The organism is Hymenobacter sp. BT559, from assembly GCF_016427535.1.
Classification (GTDB): domain Bacteria; phylum Bacteroidota; class Bacteroidia; order Cytophagales; family Hymenobacteraceae; genus Hymenobacter.
In genome coordinates this window covers 15,227-31,527 of record NZ_JAELXV010000001.1, presented here as the reverse complement: position 1 = coordinate 31,527, position 16,301 = coordinate 15,227, and the positions used below count along the sequence as shown (strand labels likewise).

Annotated in this window: 17 protein-coding genes and 1 other RNA gene; 6 read left to right on the top strand and 12 right to left on the bottom strand. The window is 52.0% G+C overall.

The annotated features are described in order from the left end of the window. Positions 1–203: 203 nt before the first annotated feature. The 6 genes from JAO77_RS00145 to JAO77_RS00120 form a co-directional block, all read right to left on the bottom strand. Entirely contained in the window at positions 204–1,109 is a 906-nt protein-coding gene (locus tag JAO77_RS00145) for an LPO_1073/Vpar_1526 family protein (RefSeq protein ID WP_198988250.1), read from the bottom strand. A 1-nt stretch (position 1,110) separates the two neighbouring features. Further along, positions 1,111–1,374 carry a hypothetical protein gene (locus JAO77_RS00140; protein WP_198988249.1) on the bottom strand — a complete coding sequence of 88 codons (264 nt, stop codon included), beginning with the start codon at positions 1,372–1,374 and terminating at the stop codon, positions 1,111–1,113. A 54-nt stretch (positions 1,375–1,428) separates the two neighbouring features. Then, positions 1,429–1,755, bottom strand: a complete 327-nt coding sequence (locus tag JAO77_RS00135; protein ID WP_198988248.1) for a hypothetical protein — start codon at positions 1,753–1,755, stop codon at positions 1,429–1,431. A 54-nt stretch (positions 1,756–1,809) separates the two neighbouring features. Further along, entirely contained in the window at positions 1,810–2,328 is a 519-nt protein-coding gene (locus JAO77_RS00130; protein ID WP_198988247.1) for a hypothetical protein, read from the bottom strand. A 790-nt stretch (positions 2,329–3,118) separates the two neighbouring features. Further along, entirely contained in the window at positions 3,119–3,538 is a 420-nt protein-coding gene (locus JAO77_RS24450; RefSeq protein WP_198988246.1) for a response regulator, read from the bottom strand. Between the two features lie 77 nt (positions 3,539–3,615). Continuing rightward, positions 3,616–4,032: a hypothetical protein gene (locus tag JAO77_RS00120; protein WP_198988245.1), complete on the bottom strand. Its 417-nt coding sequence runs from the start codon at positions 4,030–4,032 to the stop codon at positions 3,616–3,618. A 707-nt stretch (positions 4,033–4,739) separates the two neighbouring features. Between JAO77_RS00120 and JAO77_RS00115 the strand changes: the two genes are divergently transcribed. Beyond that, positions 4,740–5,678, top strand: a complete 939-nt coding sequence (locus tag JAO77_RS00115; protein ID WP_198988244.1) for an aspartyl protease family protein — start codon at positions 4,740–4,742, stop codon at positions 5,676–5,678. 306 nt (positions 5,679–5,984) lie between these two features. Here JAO77_RS00115 and JAO77_RS00110 read toward each other — a convergent pair whose 3' ends face one another. Beyond that, positions 5,985–6,896: a DNA/RNA non-specific endonuclease gene (locus tag JAO77_RS00110; RefSeq protein ID WP_198988243.1), complete on the bottom strand. Its 912-nt coding sequence runs from the start codon at positions 6,894–6,896 to the stop codon at positions 5,985–5,987. A gap of 289 nt (positions 6,897–7,185) precedes the next feature. On the opposite strand from JAO77_RS00110, the gene JAO77_RS00105 reads away from it, so the two are divergent. Beyond that, the gene (locus tag JAO77_RS00105) at positions 7,186–7,653 is read left to right on the top strand and encodes a LexA family protein (RefSeq protein ID WP_198988242.1); all 468 of its coding nucleotides are present in this window, start codon (positions 7,186–7,188) and stop codon (positions 7,651–7,653) included. 3 nt (positions 7,654–7,656) lie between these two features. Continuing rightward, complete coding sequence (locus JAO77_RS00100; RefSeq protein ID WP_198988241.1) at positions 7,657–9,003, top strand: Y-family DNA polymerase; 1,347 nt, start codon at positions 7,657–7,659, stop codon at positions 9,001–9,003. 60 nt (positions 9,004–9,063) lie between these two features. Here JAO77_RS00100 and JAO77_RS24300 read toward each other — a convergent pair whose 3' ends face one another. Next, positions 9,064–9,192 (bottom strand): hypothetical protein, encoded by a 129-nt coding sequence (locus JAO77_RS24300; RefSeq protein ID WP_286192427.1) that lies wholly within the window; start codon positions 9,190–9,192, stop codon positions 9,064–9,066. A gap of 521 nt (positions 9,193–9,713) precedes the next feature. Here JAO77_RS24300 and JAO77_RS00095 point away from each other — a divergent pair. Further along, positions 9,714–10,010: a hypothetical protein gene (locus JAO77_RS00095; protein ID WP_198988240.1), complete on the top strand. Its 297-nt coding sequence runs from the start codon at positions 9,714–9,716 to the stop codon at positions 10,008–10,010. A 359-nt stretch (positions 10,011–10,369) separates the two neighbouring features. On the opposite strand, the gene JAO77_RS00090 is transcribed toward JAO77_RS00095, so the two are convergent. After that, on the bottom strand, positions 10,370–10,528 hold the full coding sequence (locus JAO77_RS00090) for a hypothetical protein (protein WP_198988239.1): 159 nt from the start codon (positions 10,526–10,528) through the stop codon (positions 10,370–10,372). A gap of 920 nt (positions 10,529–11,448) precedes the next feature. On the opposite strand from JAO77_RS00090, the gene JAO77_RS00085 reads away from it, so the two are divergent. Further along, a complete protein-coding gene (locus JAO77_RS00085; RefSeq protein WP_198988238.1) occupies positions 11,449–11,700 on the top strand; it encodes a hypothetical protein in 252 nt (83 codons plus the stop codon). Positions 11,701–12,042: 342 nt separating this feature from the next. Here JAO77_RS00085 and JAO77_RS00080 read toward each other — a convergent pair whose 3' ends face one another. The 3 genes from JAO77_RS00080 to ssrA form a co-directional block, all read right to left on the bottom strand. Then, positions 12,043–13,170, bottom strand: coding sequence for a hypothetical protein (locus JAO77_RS00080; protein WP_198988237.1), 1,128 nt, complete (start codon positions 13,168–13,170; stop codon positions 12,043–12,045). Positions 13,171–13,235: 65 nt separating this feature from the next. After that, positions 13,236–13,400, bottom strand: a complete 165-nt coding sequence (locus JAO77_RS00075; RefSeq protein ID WP_198988236.1) for a hypothetical protein — start codon at positions 13,398–13,400, stop codon at positions 13,236–13,238. A gap of 168 nt (positions 13,401–13,568) precedes the next feature. Beyond that, positions 13,569–13,940, bottom strand: a transfer-messenger RNA (tmRNA) gene (ssrA, locus tag JAO77_RS00070). A gap of 258 nt (positions 13,941–14,198) precedes the next feature. On the opposite strand from ssrA, the gene JAO77_RS00065 reads away from it, so the two are divergent. Next, a complete protein-coding gene (locus JAO77_RS00065; protein WP_198988235.1) occupies positions 14,199–16,250 on the top strand; it encodes a DNA polymerase III subunit gamma/tau in 2,052 nt (683 codons plus the stop codon). The last annotated feature ends 51 nt before the right edge of the window (positions 16,251–16,301 follow it).

Genomic DNA, 16,301 nt, shown 5'->3' with positions numbered 1-16,301 from the left:
ACCCCCTACGGTTATGGCCGTGGGGGCTTTTTTAGTGGTATGCAGGGAGTTTGGATTTTGGAGGGATTAGCAGGTAGTTGCTACCTTCTAAGCATATTGCACAATGTATGGAGCGCAGCCGGTGAGATTTGAGAAATGCCTAGTTAGGGTAGGCGCGAGCGGGCTGGTAGAATTTTTGGTGATTATCCGCACTCAGTCATTTTTCAATAAATCCATTTACCCAAATCAAATTTGTGCTTACCAAAAATAGAAGGGAGTGCATTCATATTTGATACCCCTAATGCTGTTCCGACATTAGTTAAATATAGAGTATTAAAGCGATAATCAGAAAAAATATTGAAAAAGTATTTCATCGAGGGCCATCTAGTCAAAATAAAATCCCTGCTTGCACTAATTGCTGCGGTAAGTTCGCCGCTACCTACTTTAGGTAAGGGAGTAAAATAAGGTGGGCATAACTTGTGAACGGTAGAGATGGCTTCGTGTCCTTCTGGCATTGCAATATTGATGCCTACATGCTGCACTAAGCAATTGCAATAAACTAAATGCCAGACATCTTGTGAATTTGATGATATCCTAGATGATAGTGTTCCTATTATGTTTATAATAGTATTTAAGGTTCCTTCTTCACTTGTGTCAAATGGCGACCTCTTTAATAGTATAATCAAGGTCAAAATATCTAAGTGCTTCTGAGTGAGCTTTGGAGCAGTAAGTAAGCTTTCATCCAATGTAAGTTGAAGTAGTGTCCTTTCTTGGTTACTTGCTCTTTCTATTAACAACTGAACTAATAAATTGCCTAAATCCTTGTCATTGGCTTTAGCATAATCTCTTTGTGCATTAAACAGCGCCATTTGAATTGATGGCTCTTTCAAAGTATTGAATAATTCTGGATTTATTTCATTTAATTTAAAAAGATAAGAATCTAAAAATTCATTAACTCTAGCTAGTGCTGTTTGGGCTGCTTCTTGAGATAATTTTACAGCATTGTCTTTCCATAAATCAAGCGCAATTTGCTTCGTATCCGCATAGGATAAGCCGAAGGTCATGCTCTCCGCCTGATAACTAGGCCCTGGGCCACTATTCTCTTGGGTAAATTCCTTGTCGCCGAGCATATTAACTATCTTGTGACTTGGCGTTATGGTGATTGAAAGTCATATTTTCCGCTTGGTAACCAGTTGCTTTGCTACTATTGTTCTGCGTAAACATCTTCTCATATTTTGGAATACCCGTATTAGTATTTGAGTCTACTACTAGTGTGATTAATGCGGCAATAGCGTTAATGATTGAAATGGCTTGCTCGTAACCTGGCTCATGTAGAAACCAAGCGCAATTTCCTATTAATGCGATAATTAATAGTATCCTAAGAAAGGTTCTCATAAAAGCTTGTATTAACCAGTTTTGGTTGACGGGGAGGCAGGTTCTGGGTTCATCTTACATCTTACTCCACAGAAACACACGCCCAAGAATACCGATACCTACTGTCCTATTGAGCAATCCATCTTCGCTATCAATTAGCGCGTCGCTATAGTTGAGAGTTGTTAAGGAGAATAGCCAGTAATCCTTACGCCCGGCCCTACGCTCAATGGTGCTGCGCACATTTGCCACCACTAGTGGAGAGCCAGCATCTAGCCCTAATCCGGCGGCGGGCAGTTCTTGCATCTCCTTTTCAAGCAGTGCTTCTTTATGGTCTGCTAGGTGCGGGTTCGTCAGTAGCAGCGCCACAAGTAGCAACCCGGTGATTAGTAGGGGCTTTTTCATGGAGACAAGATATGAAAAAGCCCCGGCTCCTAGTGGGAGGCAGGGCTTTTAAGGTTAGCTAAACACATTTCCCATTCGGCGACCAATAATATTTTGGTCATTCTGCTGAGCCTTCTGCACCTCTAGCTCTAGTGCCTGCAAATTGTATGCACTCACAACAACATGCTTGCCATTCACCTTAAGAAAGGCATAGTAGCTATTATCAGCCTCCTTTGCCGTTACGTAGCCGTGCGAATTATTAAGACGCTGTAGCACGACCTTTGATAAGTTCTGCTCTAGCTCTTGAGCTATAAGTGCGATATCTTGTTCGTAAGATTTTACCTCTTCCTCAGCCTGCTTAGTTGCGTCTTCAAGTTGTCGCCCCTCAAAAGCTGTATTGAATGAAATAACAGCCGGAGGGTTGTCATTTTTCTTCATTTCCCCCTGCTTTTGCTTGAGCGTCTGCTGGGCTGCGGACAGCCCTTCTTGAGACTTGGTTAGACGTTTAAGGGAGGCAATAAACTTCTGCTCTGGACTGAGCTGCAAAGCTTCTGGGCGTCGATAACCCCCGGTGAGTCTTGATGAGTCTGGCATTTGAGTGGGATTTAGTGAGGCAGCAATTTACCTTACTCACGACCTTTAACAAGGCTTTGTGGCTTAGGCAGCGGCCGTAAAATGAAACGTGAGGACAGAACAAACATATACGACAGATAAGCCAGATAATCAAACGGGCGCAGATTTAAAAGGATATGAATGCCTTATTATCAAGTCCTTACCTATTTGTGCACACTCATTGTGCAAAATTGGCATTCCGTATAAATACGTATTTGCCCTCTGCCCACCTTGTTGGCTAGTTATCTTTGCTGCACTCGCGTTGGGGTTTGTCCCCCAGCCCTAAGCTCTTGAAAAAAAGAGAAGCCCGAACTGCTGGTAACAGTCGGGCTTCGAGAAGTGGGGGTTTTGAAGCAACCCTTTCCTTCCAATCAAGATGAAAGAGGACAGCGCGAAGTCGGAGTTTGAGTTTATGCTTAAGCTCCGAATGTCTAATAAGCTAGCCCGCTGGCTTATTGGGGCAATTCTGGCGGGCGGTACGGCTGTGACGGCAGCCGCCCACTGGGTTCACTAGGTTGCAAGGGTCGTGCCGCGAGGTGCGGCCCTTGTTTATTTCTTTATTTATTTACGCGCAAAGGTAGCGAAAGGGTATTGATATTGTCAGGATTTACTGACAAGAACTTGATGTAATCAAGTTGACCCTACCGCCTGCCTAGTCGCCAATCCTGACGCGAGCGCTGCTCGCTTACGCAAGGTCTGGCAAAAAGAAGGGGCGGCCGGGTGCTAGACACCCGCCGCCCGCAGGTGGCTTTTTATAAAAAAACAGGTCAGCCTAGGCTACTGCCGCATCTGGCAAATAATCGCGTATCAACTTAAGTAATTGATGTACGTCTAGTGGCTTCCGCTTTATCTCCGTTGCGAGCGAGCGAGCCTTCTCTAGTTCAGCCTCACTCGGCGATGACGACATCACAACTACCGTCATCGCTTCTTGATACGCACGAGGTAGATGGGCCTTATGCTCTAGAAAAGTTAGCCCGTCCATCACGGGCATATTGAGGTCCAGCAACACTAGCAGCGAGCGCGGGTGAGTGGTAGCCTGGCAGTGCGCTTTGACGGAGGCTAGCGCTTGCTCCCCATCCTCTGCCTCTAGGATGTGGACCTGTACGTTTAGTTGCGTAAGCCACCGTCGCATGGTGAGGCGGGTCGGCTCGTCATCGTCAACCAGTAAAATCGTAGCGTCAGTGTCTGCCATAGCTTACCGTACGCAGGGCTAGCCACCAGGTTAGTTTTACATCGGGCACACAATTGTAATGCTTCTAGGTTTACTACTTATTCTACCTGCGCTAGTAACCAGGATACAGCTGGCTCCTCCTCTGCAAAAATTGTATAAGAGATAGGAAGCTGCCGATTATTGTGCCACAGGCTACTAGAGGCCAGGCGAGCAAAAACGTTGGGTGAAGCGATTACAGCGCCCACTATGCTACCTCCATGCTGCGCAAAGTAGGTAGTCCAAAATCCTGTAATCCAAGCGGACTCCTCGGAAAAGGGCGCTAGTTCTCGCTGGTCAGTGAGAATGGTGCGCCAGCCCCGCTGCTGTAATAGGTTACCTAACTGCCCGAATACTTCTTTCAGGTCCGTGAAGCTGCGCTTACCCGGTTGGTATTGAAACAACGCGATGCCATTGGGGTGAGCTGAAAGCCGAACCGCTGCGTTTTCAAAGTAAGGCGAGAAGCCGGCAAGAGACATAGGTGGGACTTAGGCTGGACGGTAGGTGGCTTTTAACAGTATACTTCTGTGTTGGGTTTGTGATAGTAGGCTTGGCAGTAGGTAGGGGGCTTTATTCGACCCCTAGGCACCGTGCTTCATTGAGAAGGAATAGGTCAAGCAGTCTTCGTTAGTCTTAGTAGGCTGTGGCCAGTAGCAGGAAGCTTAATAGAACGGAGCTACGCGTAAGCAAGTGTTTCATACATGCAAAGGTTACGATAAAGCCTCGAGCTTACAGGCAAAAAATGTTAATTATCGTATAGTCCGCTACACTGGTACCTTCTCCTTAACCTTTTGCTTTTATGCAGCTTTCCATTTCTCGTTTATTCTTAGCGGCTTCTCTGCTGAGCGGCTTCTCACTTAGCAGCTGCGGCGGTAGCGAAAACAGCCCGAGCACTGCGTCAGGCAGTGAATCGACTGCTAGCCAGACTGGCGGCATGGCCGACTCAGCTAATGCAGGCGGCGAAGGTGCGACAAGCACGCCTGCAAGTGGTCCCAATAATCCTAACTCGACCACGGAAACCGGTACCAGCATGAACGGCGGCGGGAGTGGCAGTAGCGGCACTTCAAATACCGGGGCTACGATTGGCAATAGCCACTAGAGCAATGTGGAGCCGCCCACCACAGGTAGTGCTGGCATAAACTAAGTCGCGCTAGGCAACTAGCTGGCCTGGCTTTTCTTTGTGAGCATGCGCCTTCGTTTTCTACTAGTACTCTCCACCTTCGTGCTAGTGGCCAGCTCGGCCCTCGCCCAGGTGACGCATCCCGTAGCGTTTGTGAGCCTACCCTTCGACCTAATGGGTGGGCTAGTAGTATTGCGCAATCTAGAGCTAAACGGGCAGCACGGAGACTTCATTCTCGACACCGGCTCTAACTACGGCTTAGTCGTCGAGCGGGCAGCCTTTGCCAGCCAGCTGCAGGGGGCGGTAGCCAGTGGCCTAGGCGCCGGTAGTACGTTGGAGGTGCAACGACTCCGCGTAACTAGCTTTCAGTTCGGCGCCACTCACTACACGGGCCTGCAGGCGATGGCGACGTCCCTCATGGAGGTGCGCCGCTTTGCGGGCCCGCGCCTGCTGGGCTTTATTGGCACCGAATTGCTACGCGATTACGAAGTAGTTATTGACTATGCCCACCGGCAGGTTAGCTGCTACCCGTTGCGCGCGGGCAAGACGCCCAAACGGCTACCCTTCACACGCACGGACTCGCTTCACTTCACCCTGCTGCAGGGCAAACCCCTCGCGCAGGGCTATATCGGCAAAACGCCGGTGCGCTTGCTCTTAGACACGGGGGCCACGTCCAACAGCCTAGACGCTGCCTTTGTCCAACAGCTCGCGCCGGAGCTGCGCCCGCGCCTGCTCGGCAGTACCCAGCCCTTCGCCGGAGTGGGCAGCGGCGCCCAGCAAGCCCCGCAGGCCATCTTATCCGAGTTGCGTCTGCCCCCTACGGCTTGGCGTGAATTACCTGTGATGCTGGTCAAGTTTGCCCGCCCCGTTAGTGGCCTGGCTTTACCTTATCAAGGTATCCTGGGCTATGTATTCTTGGCCCACAGCAGTCAGAGCGGGGTGATAAGTTTCCACTATGGCCGACAGCAGTTCTATTGGCTCACCCCACGGCGCCCCTCCCGATGACTCTCTACTCCTTCTGTCGCCTTTCACCTGTCGTCCAGCTGCTCTACGTTATTCACCAAGGCACTTACCTAGCGCAGCGCTGGGATGAGGAGAGCGGCGTCAACCTCTACCACTGCGAGGATGAGGGTCGTGGGTTCTTTGTCGAGGTCGGTCTTGATGATGGCCAAGGACAGGCCGTAGTGCTGCGCAGCTTTGTCAGCAGTGGGCCGCTGGAGGATTATGCGTGTGGGGTACGGCTACCGGAATACTAAAAAAGCCCCGCTGCTGAGCGAGGCCTTTTTTATTCCCAAAGTAGGAGGCTACTATTTAATTGGTTGCTCCCGTATCCGTCTTCGCTTCCAACGTATTCTGAATGCTCAGTGGTAGAGCCGAGAGCAGGTCTAAGCCCGTGGCGGCTTCAATGGCGTCAACGCTGGTGCGATAGGCGCCCCAGGCCGTGCCAATGGAAGTGGTGTTGGGCGTATTGATGGCAATTACGCGGGTGCTGGTCGTGATACGTGATACATCACTGCTCCCTTCAGACAGCACGACCACGACTTTCCAGCAGTTAGACGGTACGGTCACTTTGCCCCCGGCAATCGTTGTTGCGTACCCGTTGACGCCCGTGCCGCCTTTGCCGTAGCTCCCACAGATAATGTAGAGTTCGTTGCCGGCCGCCACGAGCGTACGACAGTAGTTCTCCAGGCCAGCCCAGGTCTGCTGGTTATTGACTGAGGCCTGAGGCATCATGTTGGTCATTAGAAAGGTCGCGGAGTTATCAGCTACCGAGCCCGTGCGGTCCGCTGAGGGGCAGTTATGTCCTCGGTCGAAGCCGTAACCCGTGTAGTCGCTGGTGGTCACTCGGTACCAGCCTGATGGAAGGGTGGCATCGGGGGAGAAATTATCCTGCCGGGCCGTGCTGCCCTGCCAGGCGCTGCTCAAGTGCCACGACACCCAGTTGGGTTTGCCCTGGTCACGATTGTAGCTTAGCGTGTACTGGGACTTGGTCAGCAAGTAGTTGCTCGGGTACGAGGTACTGGCCACAGCGCCGCTGGGGTTCCCTAGGGCGAGGTTGTTATCCCGGGTAGCCGCGGCGGTGGCCAGTGTGGCCGAGGTCGTACTCGTCTTGGCGAGCGGCGTGGACGGCGAGGCTGGGGCAACGCTCTCATTTTTGGCGCAGGAAACGGCCAATGCCGCTAGTAGGGTCAGCGACCCAATGCGAGTAAGTAAATGCTTCACAAGGAAAAAGGAAAAGGGTAAGGATAGGGCTACAAAAATCCGAAGCCGCTCCGTGTAGCAAGTTACCGCTGGGTTATCCTTTCGTCTCCAACCTCGCGGCTTTTAACCTTCCCAGTACTATCGGCTCATGTACTCACCTATGTCCGGAGCAGCATCTTGACTAAACATAACAGCAATACGAAAACATTTTTATCTGACTGTCAATGCTTTTAAAGTATATAACTTTTATTATTTATAAACTAATGTAATTAGTAGTCGTTTCTTTAAAGTCCCGCTTTCCCTCCGCCCTATGCACGACGTCGTTCTCGTACCCGTCCCCGAGGCGGTGCTACCCGCCTACCTGCCTGTTTTCGCCTGCTTGGTGCCCGCTGGCTTCCCCTCGCCGGCTGATGACCACATTGAGGCGCTGTTCGACCTCAATCAGTTGCTGTTTCGCCACCCCGACGCTACGTATTTAGTGCGTGTAACGGGGGAGAGCATGTCGGGGGCAGAAATTCATCCCGGTGACTTGCTAGCGGTCGATAAGCATCTGCCCGCTGACCACGGCCACATTGTGGTAGCGGTCGTCGAGGGAGACTGCACCGTCAAGCGCCTCGAGCGCCGGGGCGAGGATTGGTGGCTGGTACCAGCTAATCCGGCCTTCGAACCCTACCGCATCCGCACGGGCGAAGAGATTCACATTTGGGGTGTGGTCACGCATGTGGTGCACGAGCTTATACCTGGCAAGCTCAATGCCTTGCTCCTCAGTCGCGACTAGCCTATGTTCGGCCTGCTAGATTGCAACAATTTCTACGTCAGCTGCGAGCGGGTTTTTCAACCGCGCTTCGAGGGACGGCCCGTCGTGGTGCTCTCCAACAACGACGGCTGCATCATCTCACGCTCAGCCGAGGCAAAGGCCCTGGGCCTGCAGATGGGCGCGCCCTACTTCCAGGTCAAAGACCTACTGCGCCAGCACCAAGTGCAGGTATTTTCTTCCAACTACGCGCTCTACGGCGACATGAGCAGGCGCGTGATGTGGTACCTGGGGCAGGTTACGCCCGGGGTAGAAATCTACTCTATTGATGAAGCCTTTCTAGATTTGCACGGGCTCGACCAGTATATGCAGCCTTACCTAGGTGGCGGTCTGGAAGAGTTTGCCCGTACCGTCCGCGCCAACGTGAAGGTCCGCACGGGCATCCCGACCTGCCTGGGGGTAGCACCGACCAAGACGCTGGCCAAGCTGGCCAACCGAGTAGCTAAAAAGAATACAGAATTAGGAGGCGTGCTCTACCTTGACTCGACCGAGCGTCGGACGTGGGCCCTCGGGCAAGTAGCCGTCAGTGACATTTGGGGTATTGGTCGCCAGTATGCACAGAAGCTCACGGCGGCCGGCATCGACTCGGCCGCCGACCTCGCTAAGGTAAGTGAAGCCTGGGCCCGCAAGATGCTCGGCGGCGTGGTAGGCGCCCGCCTCGTGCGCGAACTGCAAGGCTACCCGTGCTCAGGGCTACACCCTAGCGAGGACGGCACACTGAATCGGAAAAGCATCAGCTGCTCGCGCACCTTTGGGCGGCCGCTCACCGCGCACGCTGATGTGCAGGCGGCCGTGGCCTCTTTCCTGACGCGGGCTGCTGAGAAGCTACGCGCGCAGGGCGAGCAGGCCTACGTGCTGACGGTGTACGTGCAGAAGAACCGCTTTGACCCTAAGGTGCCCCCACCCTACTCGCGCTCGGCCACGCTGACGCTACCTAGTGGGCCGTCGGCGGATACGCGGGTGCTGGCTCAGTATGCGGCGCACCTGCTAAGCAAAATCCTAGAGCCAGGCTGCACCTACCATAAGGCAGGCGTAGTGCTCGATGGGCTGGAGCCACCCACCACGGGTCAGCAGCTAGGACTCTTTGCGCCCGCCGCGCCGATGGCGGAAGTTGCGGCGAAGGTGAGTGCCGACCGGCCGCAGCTCATGGCCACACTCGACAGGTTGAATACGCGCTTTGGCCGCGGCATGGTGCGGCTGGGCAGTGCGGTACCGACGACGTTAATTAATGGGCGAGCTCCCTGGCAGGGACAGGCGCAGTGGCAGTCGGGAGCTTCTACGACACGGCTGGAAGACTTGCTGACGGTTAGTTAGGTAAAGCTCTGCACTGAATGGCCACCGGAGCGGCTGCGACTGGTGGTGTGGCTTAGCACCTTACTCCTCAGCGGGCTGCTGTTGCGCTAATAGTAGCAGCACTTCATCAATAGATAAAAGCCCTTTTACGTACTCCTCGAGGAGTTGACGCTCGTAGCAATCAGGCGCAAGGGCTGTATCGGCGGTCATAGCTAACGCCCCTTGCACTACCCTCTGTCGCTTTTGTACGTCTTCCATGCTCAAAGTTCCGGCCGAGCAATAGGAACTACCTGCGTAAAAAACCTTAAATTCTCTACGGCACCTACGTATTTACTAGTGCGAATTTCCTACGTAGTTTTTTAGCTGGCCCAGGAACGTAGTGCTAAGCCATCAAAAAGGCCCCGGCTTAGTTGGCCGGGGCCTTTTTGTGTAGCGTGCTAAGGGCAAGTATTATATCATTCACCCCTATTTTATAAACAAATCACTATACTTTATATTCTAGTACATATTCGCTCTACTTGCTGATTTATAGGGCTGATGGGTGGCCGCTTGAATCAGGACGTCACCGCAATTAAGCAGCAATGTTTCTCCTTCCAGATATGACTAGCCTCATAGAATCGCCCCAGTTTGACCTCGTACATGACCCGGGCTGCGACTGCCTTTATGCCACTTGGCGGGGGCCACATAGTCCTGCTCGCACCCAGGCTAACTATCAGCTCATCCTAGGCAGCATGCAGGCGACGCACAGCAAGCGCTTGCTCAATGATACTTTACTCGACCAGGATGGCTGGCAGGAGTTGACCAACTGGATTGCTCAAGATTGCTTTCTGCTCTTAGCTCAGCAGGGATTGGCTATGGCTGCCTGGGTATTGCCCCGTAATCGCGAAGCGCTTTATGCCGCGCGCAAAGTGCTGGACAAAATAACGGAACCACTCGTTGAAACCTTTGATGATGCGGAAGCCGCTTACGTCTGGCTGCATCGGTGGCCTGAAGTAGGCACAGGACCATTTCCGCCGGTCATGTTATAGCATTGCCAGCACTGCGGGGCCACCTACCGCTGCAAGGCAGCATGCTCGGGCAACGGCTCAAGGGAGGGTACCATATCCGCCCAGTATAATACACCCATCAGTAGACTGCCTAGCATTAAAGCCGCTAGCCATGGGGCCAACTTAGTTAGCGTAACCCTAACTTTTCTCTTCATCTATCTGCACTTGCTGCTTGATACAGGAGCGCCAAGCATTTGCTAGTAATGAAAGTTCAATCGAGGCAACATAGTGTAGCCCAATGCAGTTGCTAAGTACCTGACTTTGACTTGATGCTTCTCTTCGACTTTCAACGGTTTTCTCCCCTGTTGCAGCTTGCGCATGTGCTTCGGCACGGCATTTTTCTAGCTCAGCGCTGGAATGGCGAGAGTGGGATTACCCTCTTCCATTGTGATGATAAGGGCCGCGGCTTTTTTGTCGAGGTAGGCACGGATGCGCAGTGGGAGCAGGCAGTAGTGCTGCGCAGCTTTGTGAGTGGTAGGCCACTGGAAGATTACGCGCATGAGGTGCGGCTGCCGGAGTGAGCTGGCTACCCGAGCGGCTGCGGCTGGTGGTGTGGGTGCTTAGTGTAGGAGCTGCTTGCCTATTGTTGATTGTTAAATGAAAAAAGCCAGCCCTACTAGAGCTGGCCTTTCAGCTTGTAAAGGTGAAGGAATTGTGAAATAACCTTCAGCCCAAATATAAGCCCCGACCTAAGTGGCTGGGTCTGTTGTATGTAAATAATAGCTTGCTCTTGATTAAATCATTTGCACCTTTACACCTGAAAGAATCCCTAATCGGTTTTTTTCGTATGAAAAAATGTTAGGAAAGCCTCGTCTGTTTCAGATGAGGCTTTTTTACGGGCTACAGTTGCAAAAAAAACTCACCTGAAGCAGATGAGTCTTTCTGAGCTATGAAAACAAACTTTGGCCTAACGGCCATTGCAAGTATAAGGATAAGCTCAACAAAAAAGGCCAGCCCTATCAGAGTTGGCCTTTTTAGATTGTGAACTTAGAAAAGCAGCGCACTGCCTTTCTACTATAAAGAGAAGCACAACGCTATTGTGATTGTCATTCAAAGCAACAGGTGCTCTTTGCACCTTTCACCCCATGTCTCTCTTGCCTAAAACGGGCAGAAACCACTGCTCAAACTCCGTTCTGGATAGTCGTGCTGCCTCTGCTAAGTAAGGCAGATGGTCTAATTCAATAGCGATGTTATTCTCCGGCAAAAAGGTGTAGCGTAGCAAGTACACCTTCCCGTAGAGAAAGCCGTGATAGGGCTGCGGTCCTAAAAATAAATAGACATTGGTTACCACCGCACAGTTAAAGACTTCTAAGCTTGTGCCTCTCAAGTGCTAAGACTAGTCCAGTTAGCTGGTAGGAATTGGCTACACTAAACGAAAAGCAATTACTAAAATAGCTGAGCAGTTTAGTAGCTTGCAAGTATGTCGCTCAATATATTTCAACAGCTTCCTAGTTTTATTCAGCTCTACTGGGTTCTTAAACATGGTATCTACCTGACTCAACGTGAGGCAACGCCTGGTCTTGTAAGGCTGTACCTTGTCATAGACGGAGCGGCCGGGTTTCTTGTGGAAGTCAGCGTGAAGGAGGACTTAGGGCGAGGTATAGTATTGCGCAGCTTTGCGCGCAACGAGCTATTAGAAGGCTATACGGAGGGGGTGCCGTTATCTGAGTAAGCTAACAAACTAGAAGCACTAAGCCCAGGGTGCAGCCTATTTGCACACTTGGCACTACCTATCCCGGCGAGGTGTGGAAGGTTCGCCGTTATTCTGAGTAATTTATAGCTCGTGTTTTATAGAAAAAGCCCCAGCCTGCCAGAGCTGGGGCTTTTGTATGTTTGTATTAGAAAGCTTCGTAGTTCAGATGGGAACACGTCGGATTGGGCGTGTGCGATGCAAGCCCCGGACTAGAACACCAGGCATGGAAGTCGCCGGTTCAAATCCGGCCAGGCTTTCTTTTTTAAAAGGTCTTGCTCTTATAGATATGGAGCAAGACCTTTTCTTTTTAAAAATAATTATCTAACGATTCATGTGTAAATCAATATATCCTATAGCCTGCTTTACTGTAGAGTAACTTAATTCGGCTTCAAATTTAGTTACTTTAAACCGGCGACCATGCACAACATGGTTTCGCAGTGTAAAGACATTTTTTAAAAGTTCTTTACACTGCTCCGTATCCTTAAATTCAAATCCCAGAATTTCGGGAAGCAAAAGAGTAACAATGTCTAGGGCTGCCATTGGTCTGCGCTCTTCGCCTATAGAAAACTTTAGCTTTATTTGTTTGCCACTTAATCCTTGAGATTTATAGATAGATTTAAGCTTTGTCGTTAACCAGCTTTCAAAAAGAACGGCAGAATCAATTGCTACACTGCGCCAATCCTTAATACTGATTCTATTATCTATTTGTAGGTAATAAGTTGCAATAAGGTCTGGTTCTTCATTCGTTAAAAGCACTGCTTTTAGATCAACTGCAATATTTTCTGGTATAGTAGACATTACTAAGCCAGACATATCAAGATACCTTTCGATAAAAGTTCTATTATCAACAAGCGTTGTAAGCACTTTAAACTCCATTACCATTGGCGAGGTCAAGCTAGGAATGAATGCTAACCAGTCCGACGGCCAACCGCTTTTAACTTTATAATGCGCAACAAATCTATTGACAGCATCAACAGCTAAATCACAAAACAATCCAGTATCCCACTTGAAATCATCACGAACCTTGTCAATAGGTATTTGTGCAGCAACAATAGTATGGGTTAGCTTGCCTAGCCTATCACCTGGGAATATAGCTGTCCCATTAACCGTAAAGGGGTTATCGGCATATGGCTTTCCATTAGCGAATAGCAGACTAACTATTACCGCCTCTTCCAATAACTTTTCTTTATATTCTTCTGCTTCAACCCTAACATTAAATAAATGATTAGGGTGTCCAATAATCTGTATCTGAGTCTGTAAAATGTCCTCAGACTCATTTAATATAAATCCAGTAGGTGCTAGTAACGCAAAGGGAAGATGAAAGACTAAGCCTTTAAATATAGGAGTTGGCAACTTTTGACTTTTCTCTAGCAGATTTGCCATAGGGTCTCTAGCGCCGACAATACGATTAACTTTATACTCATCATATAGAACGTCAATTTTTTCCATATCTAAGACAAGTGTTTTATAAGCTATTTTTTTGTTTTTAGTGAGGGCGCAGCAGCTTTCAATCGCTACGCCTTACTAAACCACTTCCCCCACTGCTCGGGCGTCACGCTCGTGGTACGCCCGCTGGCCAGCTGGATAACCACGCGCCGCACGGGCACAGGGTCGGCGCCTTCCTCCTTCGAGGGCACAAGCACGTCTTGCTCGGCTCCTTCATAGCGAGTGCCTAGCACGAGGCCAGCGTAGCCTTCCTCTATACTTTCTCAGCCAATAGAGGTGAATATCGCAGTCATCATTTAAAGCAGCAATTACGAGCCTGATTAACAAATTTTTCGGCTTTGTCCCCTAAAACGTCCCCTGTAAACGAAAAAACCCCGCTTCCGGGTCGGAAACGGGGTTTTCAGTGGAGATGCAGGGATTCGAACCCTGGTCCAGACAAGGAAGCCAACGTGCTTTCTACGTGTGTATCTATGCTTGAATTTTCGAAGCGTTCCAGGCGCACATCAGGCCCTTGAAACTCCCTTAGCTGCAGTTGATTTTCGCCTCCGAATCACAGCTCTCCGAAGGCTAGTTTCTACTTACGACGCGCCGAACTCCCAGGTGTAAAAACTTACCCGGGCGGCACGATGGCAGTGCGTAGTTCTAAACTAGGCAGCCATGGCGTACGAATAGTCGCCGATTGTTTTTTGATAGATTTTTTGGCGGGAGAGCTTCCATCAACTCCCGACACGCTTACCCGTGACTTGCACAAGCTGTCAATTCCGGTCATCCCCAATTTAGAAAGAACGAGGTCCGCCTCCGAAGAAGCGGGGCGCAAAGATACGCGCTGTATGAAGTAAATGTTTCGGAACAGCTTTTTGTTCCCTAGGTAGCACCTATTTGGGCCCTATGCGGCTGGCCACTCACCGGAAATTCTAACTAGCCCAAAGTTGTTGTAGGAGCGCCTACTTAGCTAGGCGCCTAGGTCGGTTGGGCGGCAAGTGGGCTGGCATTGGCCCGACCGGGAGGGTATCTTTGTAGGAGTATCTCGTATGGAAAATTTTGTTGTTTCGGCCCGCAAGTATCGCCCGGCCACGTTCAGAAGCGTGGTGGGGCAGCAGCACGTCACTACCACGCTGCAAAATGCTATTCAGAGCCAGCACTTAGCGCAGGCGTTCCTATTTTGCGGACCTAGGGGCGTGGGCAAAACCACCTGCGCCCGCATTCTGGCCAAGACCATCAACTGCACCAACCTCACACCCGAGGCTGAAGCCTGTGGCGTGTGCACCTCGTGCGTAGCTTTTCAGGAGAATGCATCCTTCAACGTGCATGAGTTAGATGCCGCGTCGAACAACTCGGTCGAGGATATTCGCTCGCTGGTAGAGCAGGTGCGCTACGCGCCGCAGCAGGGCCGCTACAAGATTTACATCATCGACGAGGTGCACATGCTCTCCAACGCGGCCTTCAACGCCTTTTTGAAGACGCTAGAAGAGCCGCCGAGCTACGCCATCTTTATTCTGGCCACCACCGAGCGCCACAAGATTATCCCCACCATCTTGTCGCGCTGCCAGATTTTTGACTTCAATCGCATTCGGGTTGAGGACATTCGCGAGCACCTGCGCTACGTGGCCACCAGCGAAGGCGTGGCGGCCGACGACGACGCGCTGCACCTGCTGGCCCAGAAGGCCGACGGTGGCTTGCGCGACGCGCTCTCGATGTTCGACCAGCAGGTAACCTTTGCGGGCAACAATCTGACGTACAAAGACGTGGTGCAGAACCTCCACGTGCTGGACTACGACTACTACTTTCGGCTGGTAGATGCGCTGCTGCGCGAAAACCTGTCGGCTGCGCTATTGCTCCTCGACTCGGTAATGCAGCAGGGCTTCGACCTACACAACTTCGTGGTGGGCACCGCCGAGCACCTACGCGGCCTGCTCGTGTGCAAAGACCCCGTGACGGTGCAGCTACTCGAAGTGTCGGATAATATCCGGCAGCAGTATGTGCGCCAAGCCCAGGCTGCGCCGCTTCCCTTCTTGCTCTCGGCCCTGAACCTAGTAAGCCAGTGCGACCGCGACTTTAAGCAAGCTAAAAACCAGCGCCTGCACGTCGAGCTCACGCTCATGAAACTGGCTTACCTCAATGGGGCGGTGCAGTTTGTGCGCGACCTCACACCCGCCGCTGGCGGTGAGGCTAAAAAAAAAACTAGTAGCCTAAGCACCGAGGCCGCGGCCCCAGCGGCGAGCAGCCAGAGCCACACGGCTCCGGCTGCCTACACGCCAGCCCCCAGTGCGCCGACAGCTAGCAGCGCCCCTACCCCACCCCGGGCTCCCAGCTCAGAGACTCAGGGGCGCCCCTTGGTTCACGCGCCGGCGCCGGCCGATGGACCGGAGCCGCTACCCGTTGAGAATGGTGTGGTTGAATTACATGCCACTCCCAGCATCGAGGAAGCTCCCTTGGAGCCTGTGACGCCGCGCCACCAAGTGCGCGACACACTACCGCACGTCGAAACCGGCCGGCCTAGCATGCAGGGCCTGGAACCTAACCACCGCCCCACCGACGTGCGGCCCAGTGCTGCGCCCCCACCCGCGCCATCTATGCCGGCGCTGCCAAAGCTACCCAGCCTAGGTAGCCGCCTGCCCAACTTGCGCGACGTGAACACGGCCGCGGCGCAGCCCCAAGCGCCAAGCAACAAGGACAAAAACCAGGTGCCAGAGCCGGCCACTACGGGTCCGCTAGCGCCCATCGACCCCGAGCTACTGCGCAGTGTGTGGCAGCAGCTTGCCGACGAGCGCCGGGCCCAGGATAAGATGAGCGACTATATGGTACTGAACCGCCCCGTATCAGCCGACGCTAACCACGTCATCGTCCTTACCGTGGATAACCCAGTGCAGGTGGTGCAGTTCAATGACTTCCGGGCTGAGTTTATGGCCGAGCTACGGCGGCGCACCGGCCACCCTGGCCTCATTGTACAGACAGAGGTAGCCGCTGCCGCCCCTACTGGCCGCAAGCTTTATACCTCCAACGACAAGTTTGCTTACCTGGCCGAGAAGTACCCAGCCCTGCAGGAAATGAAGCAGCGCTTAGGGTTGGATGCCGATTTCTAACCCCTCTACTTAGACTTCCTACCACAAGCAGCCGCCCTGCTGACGAACCGA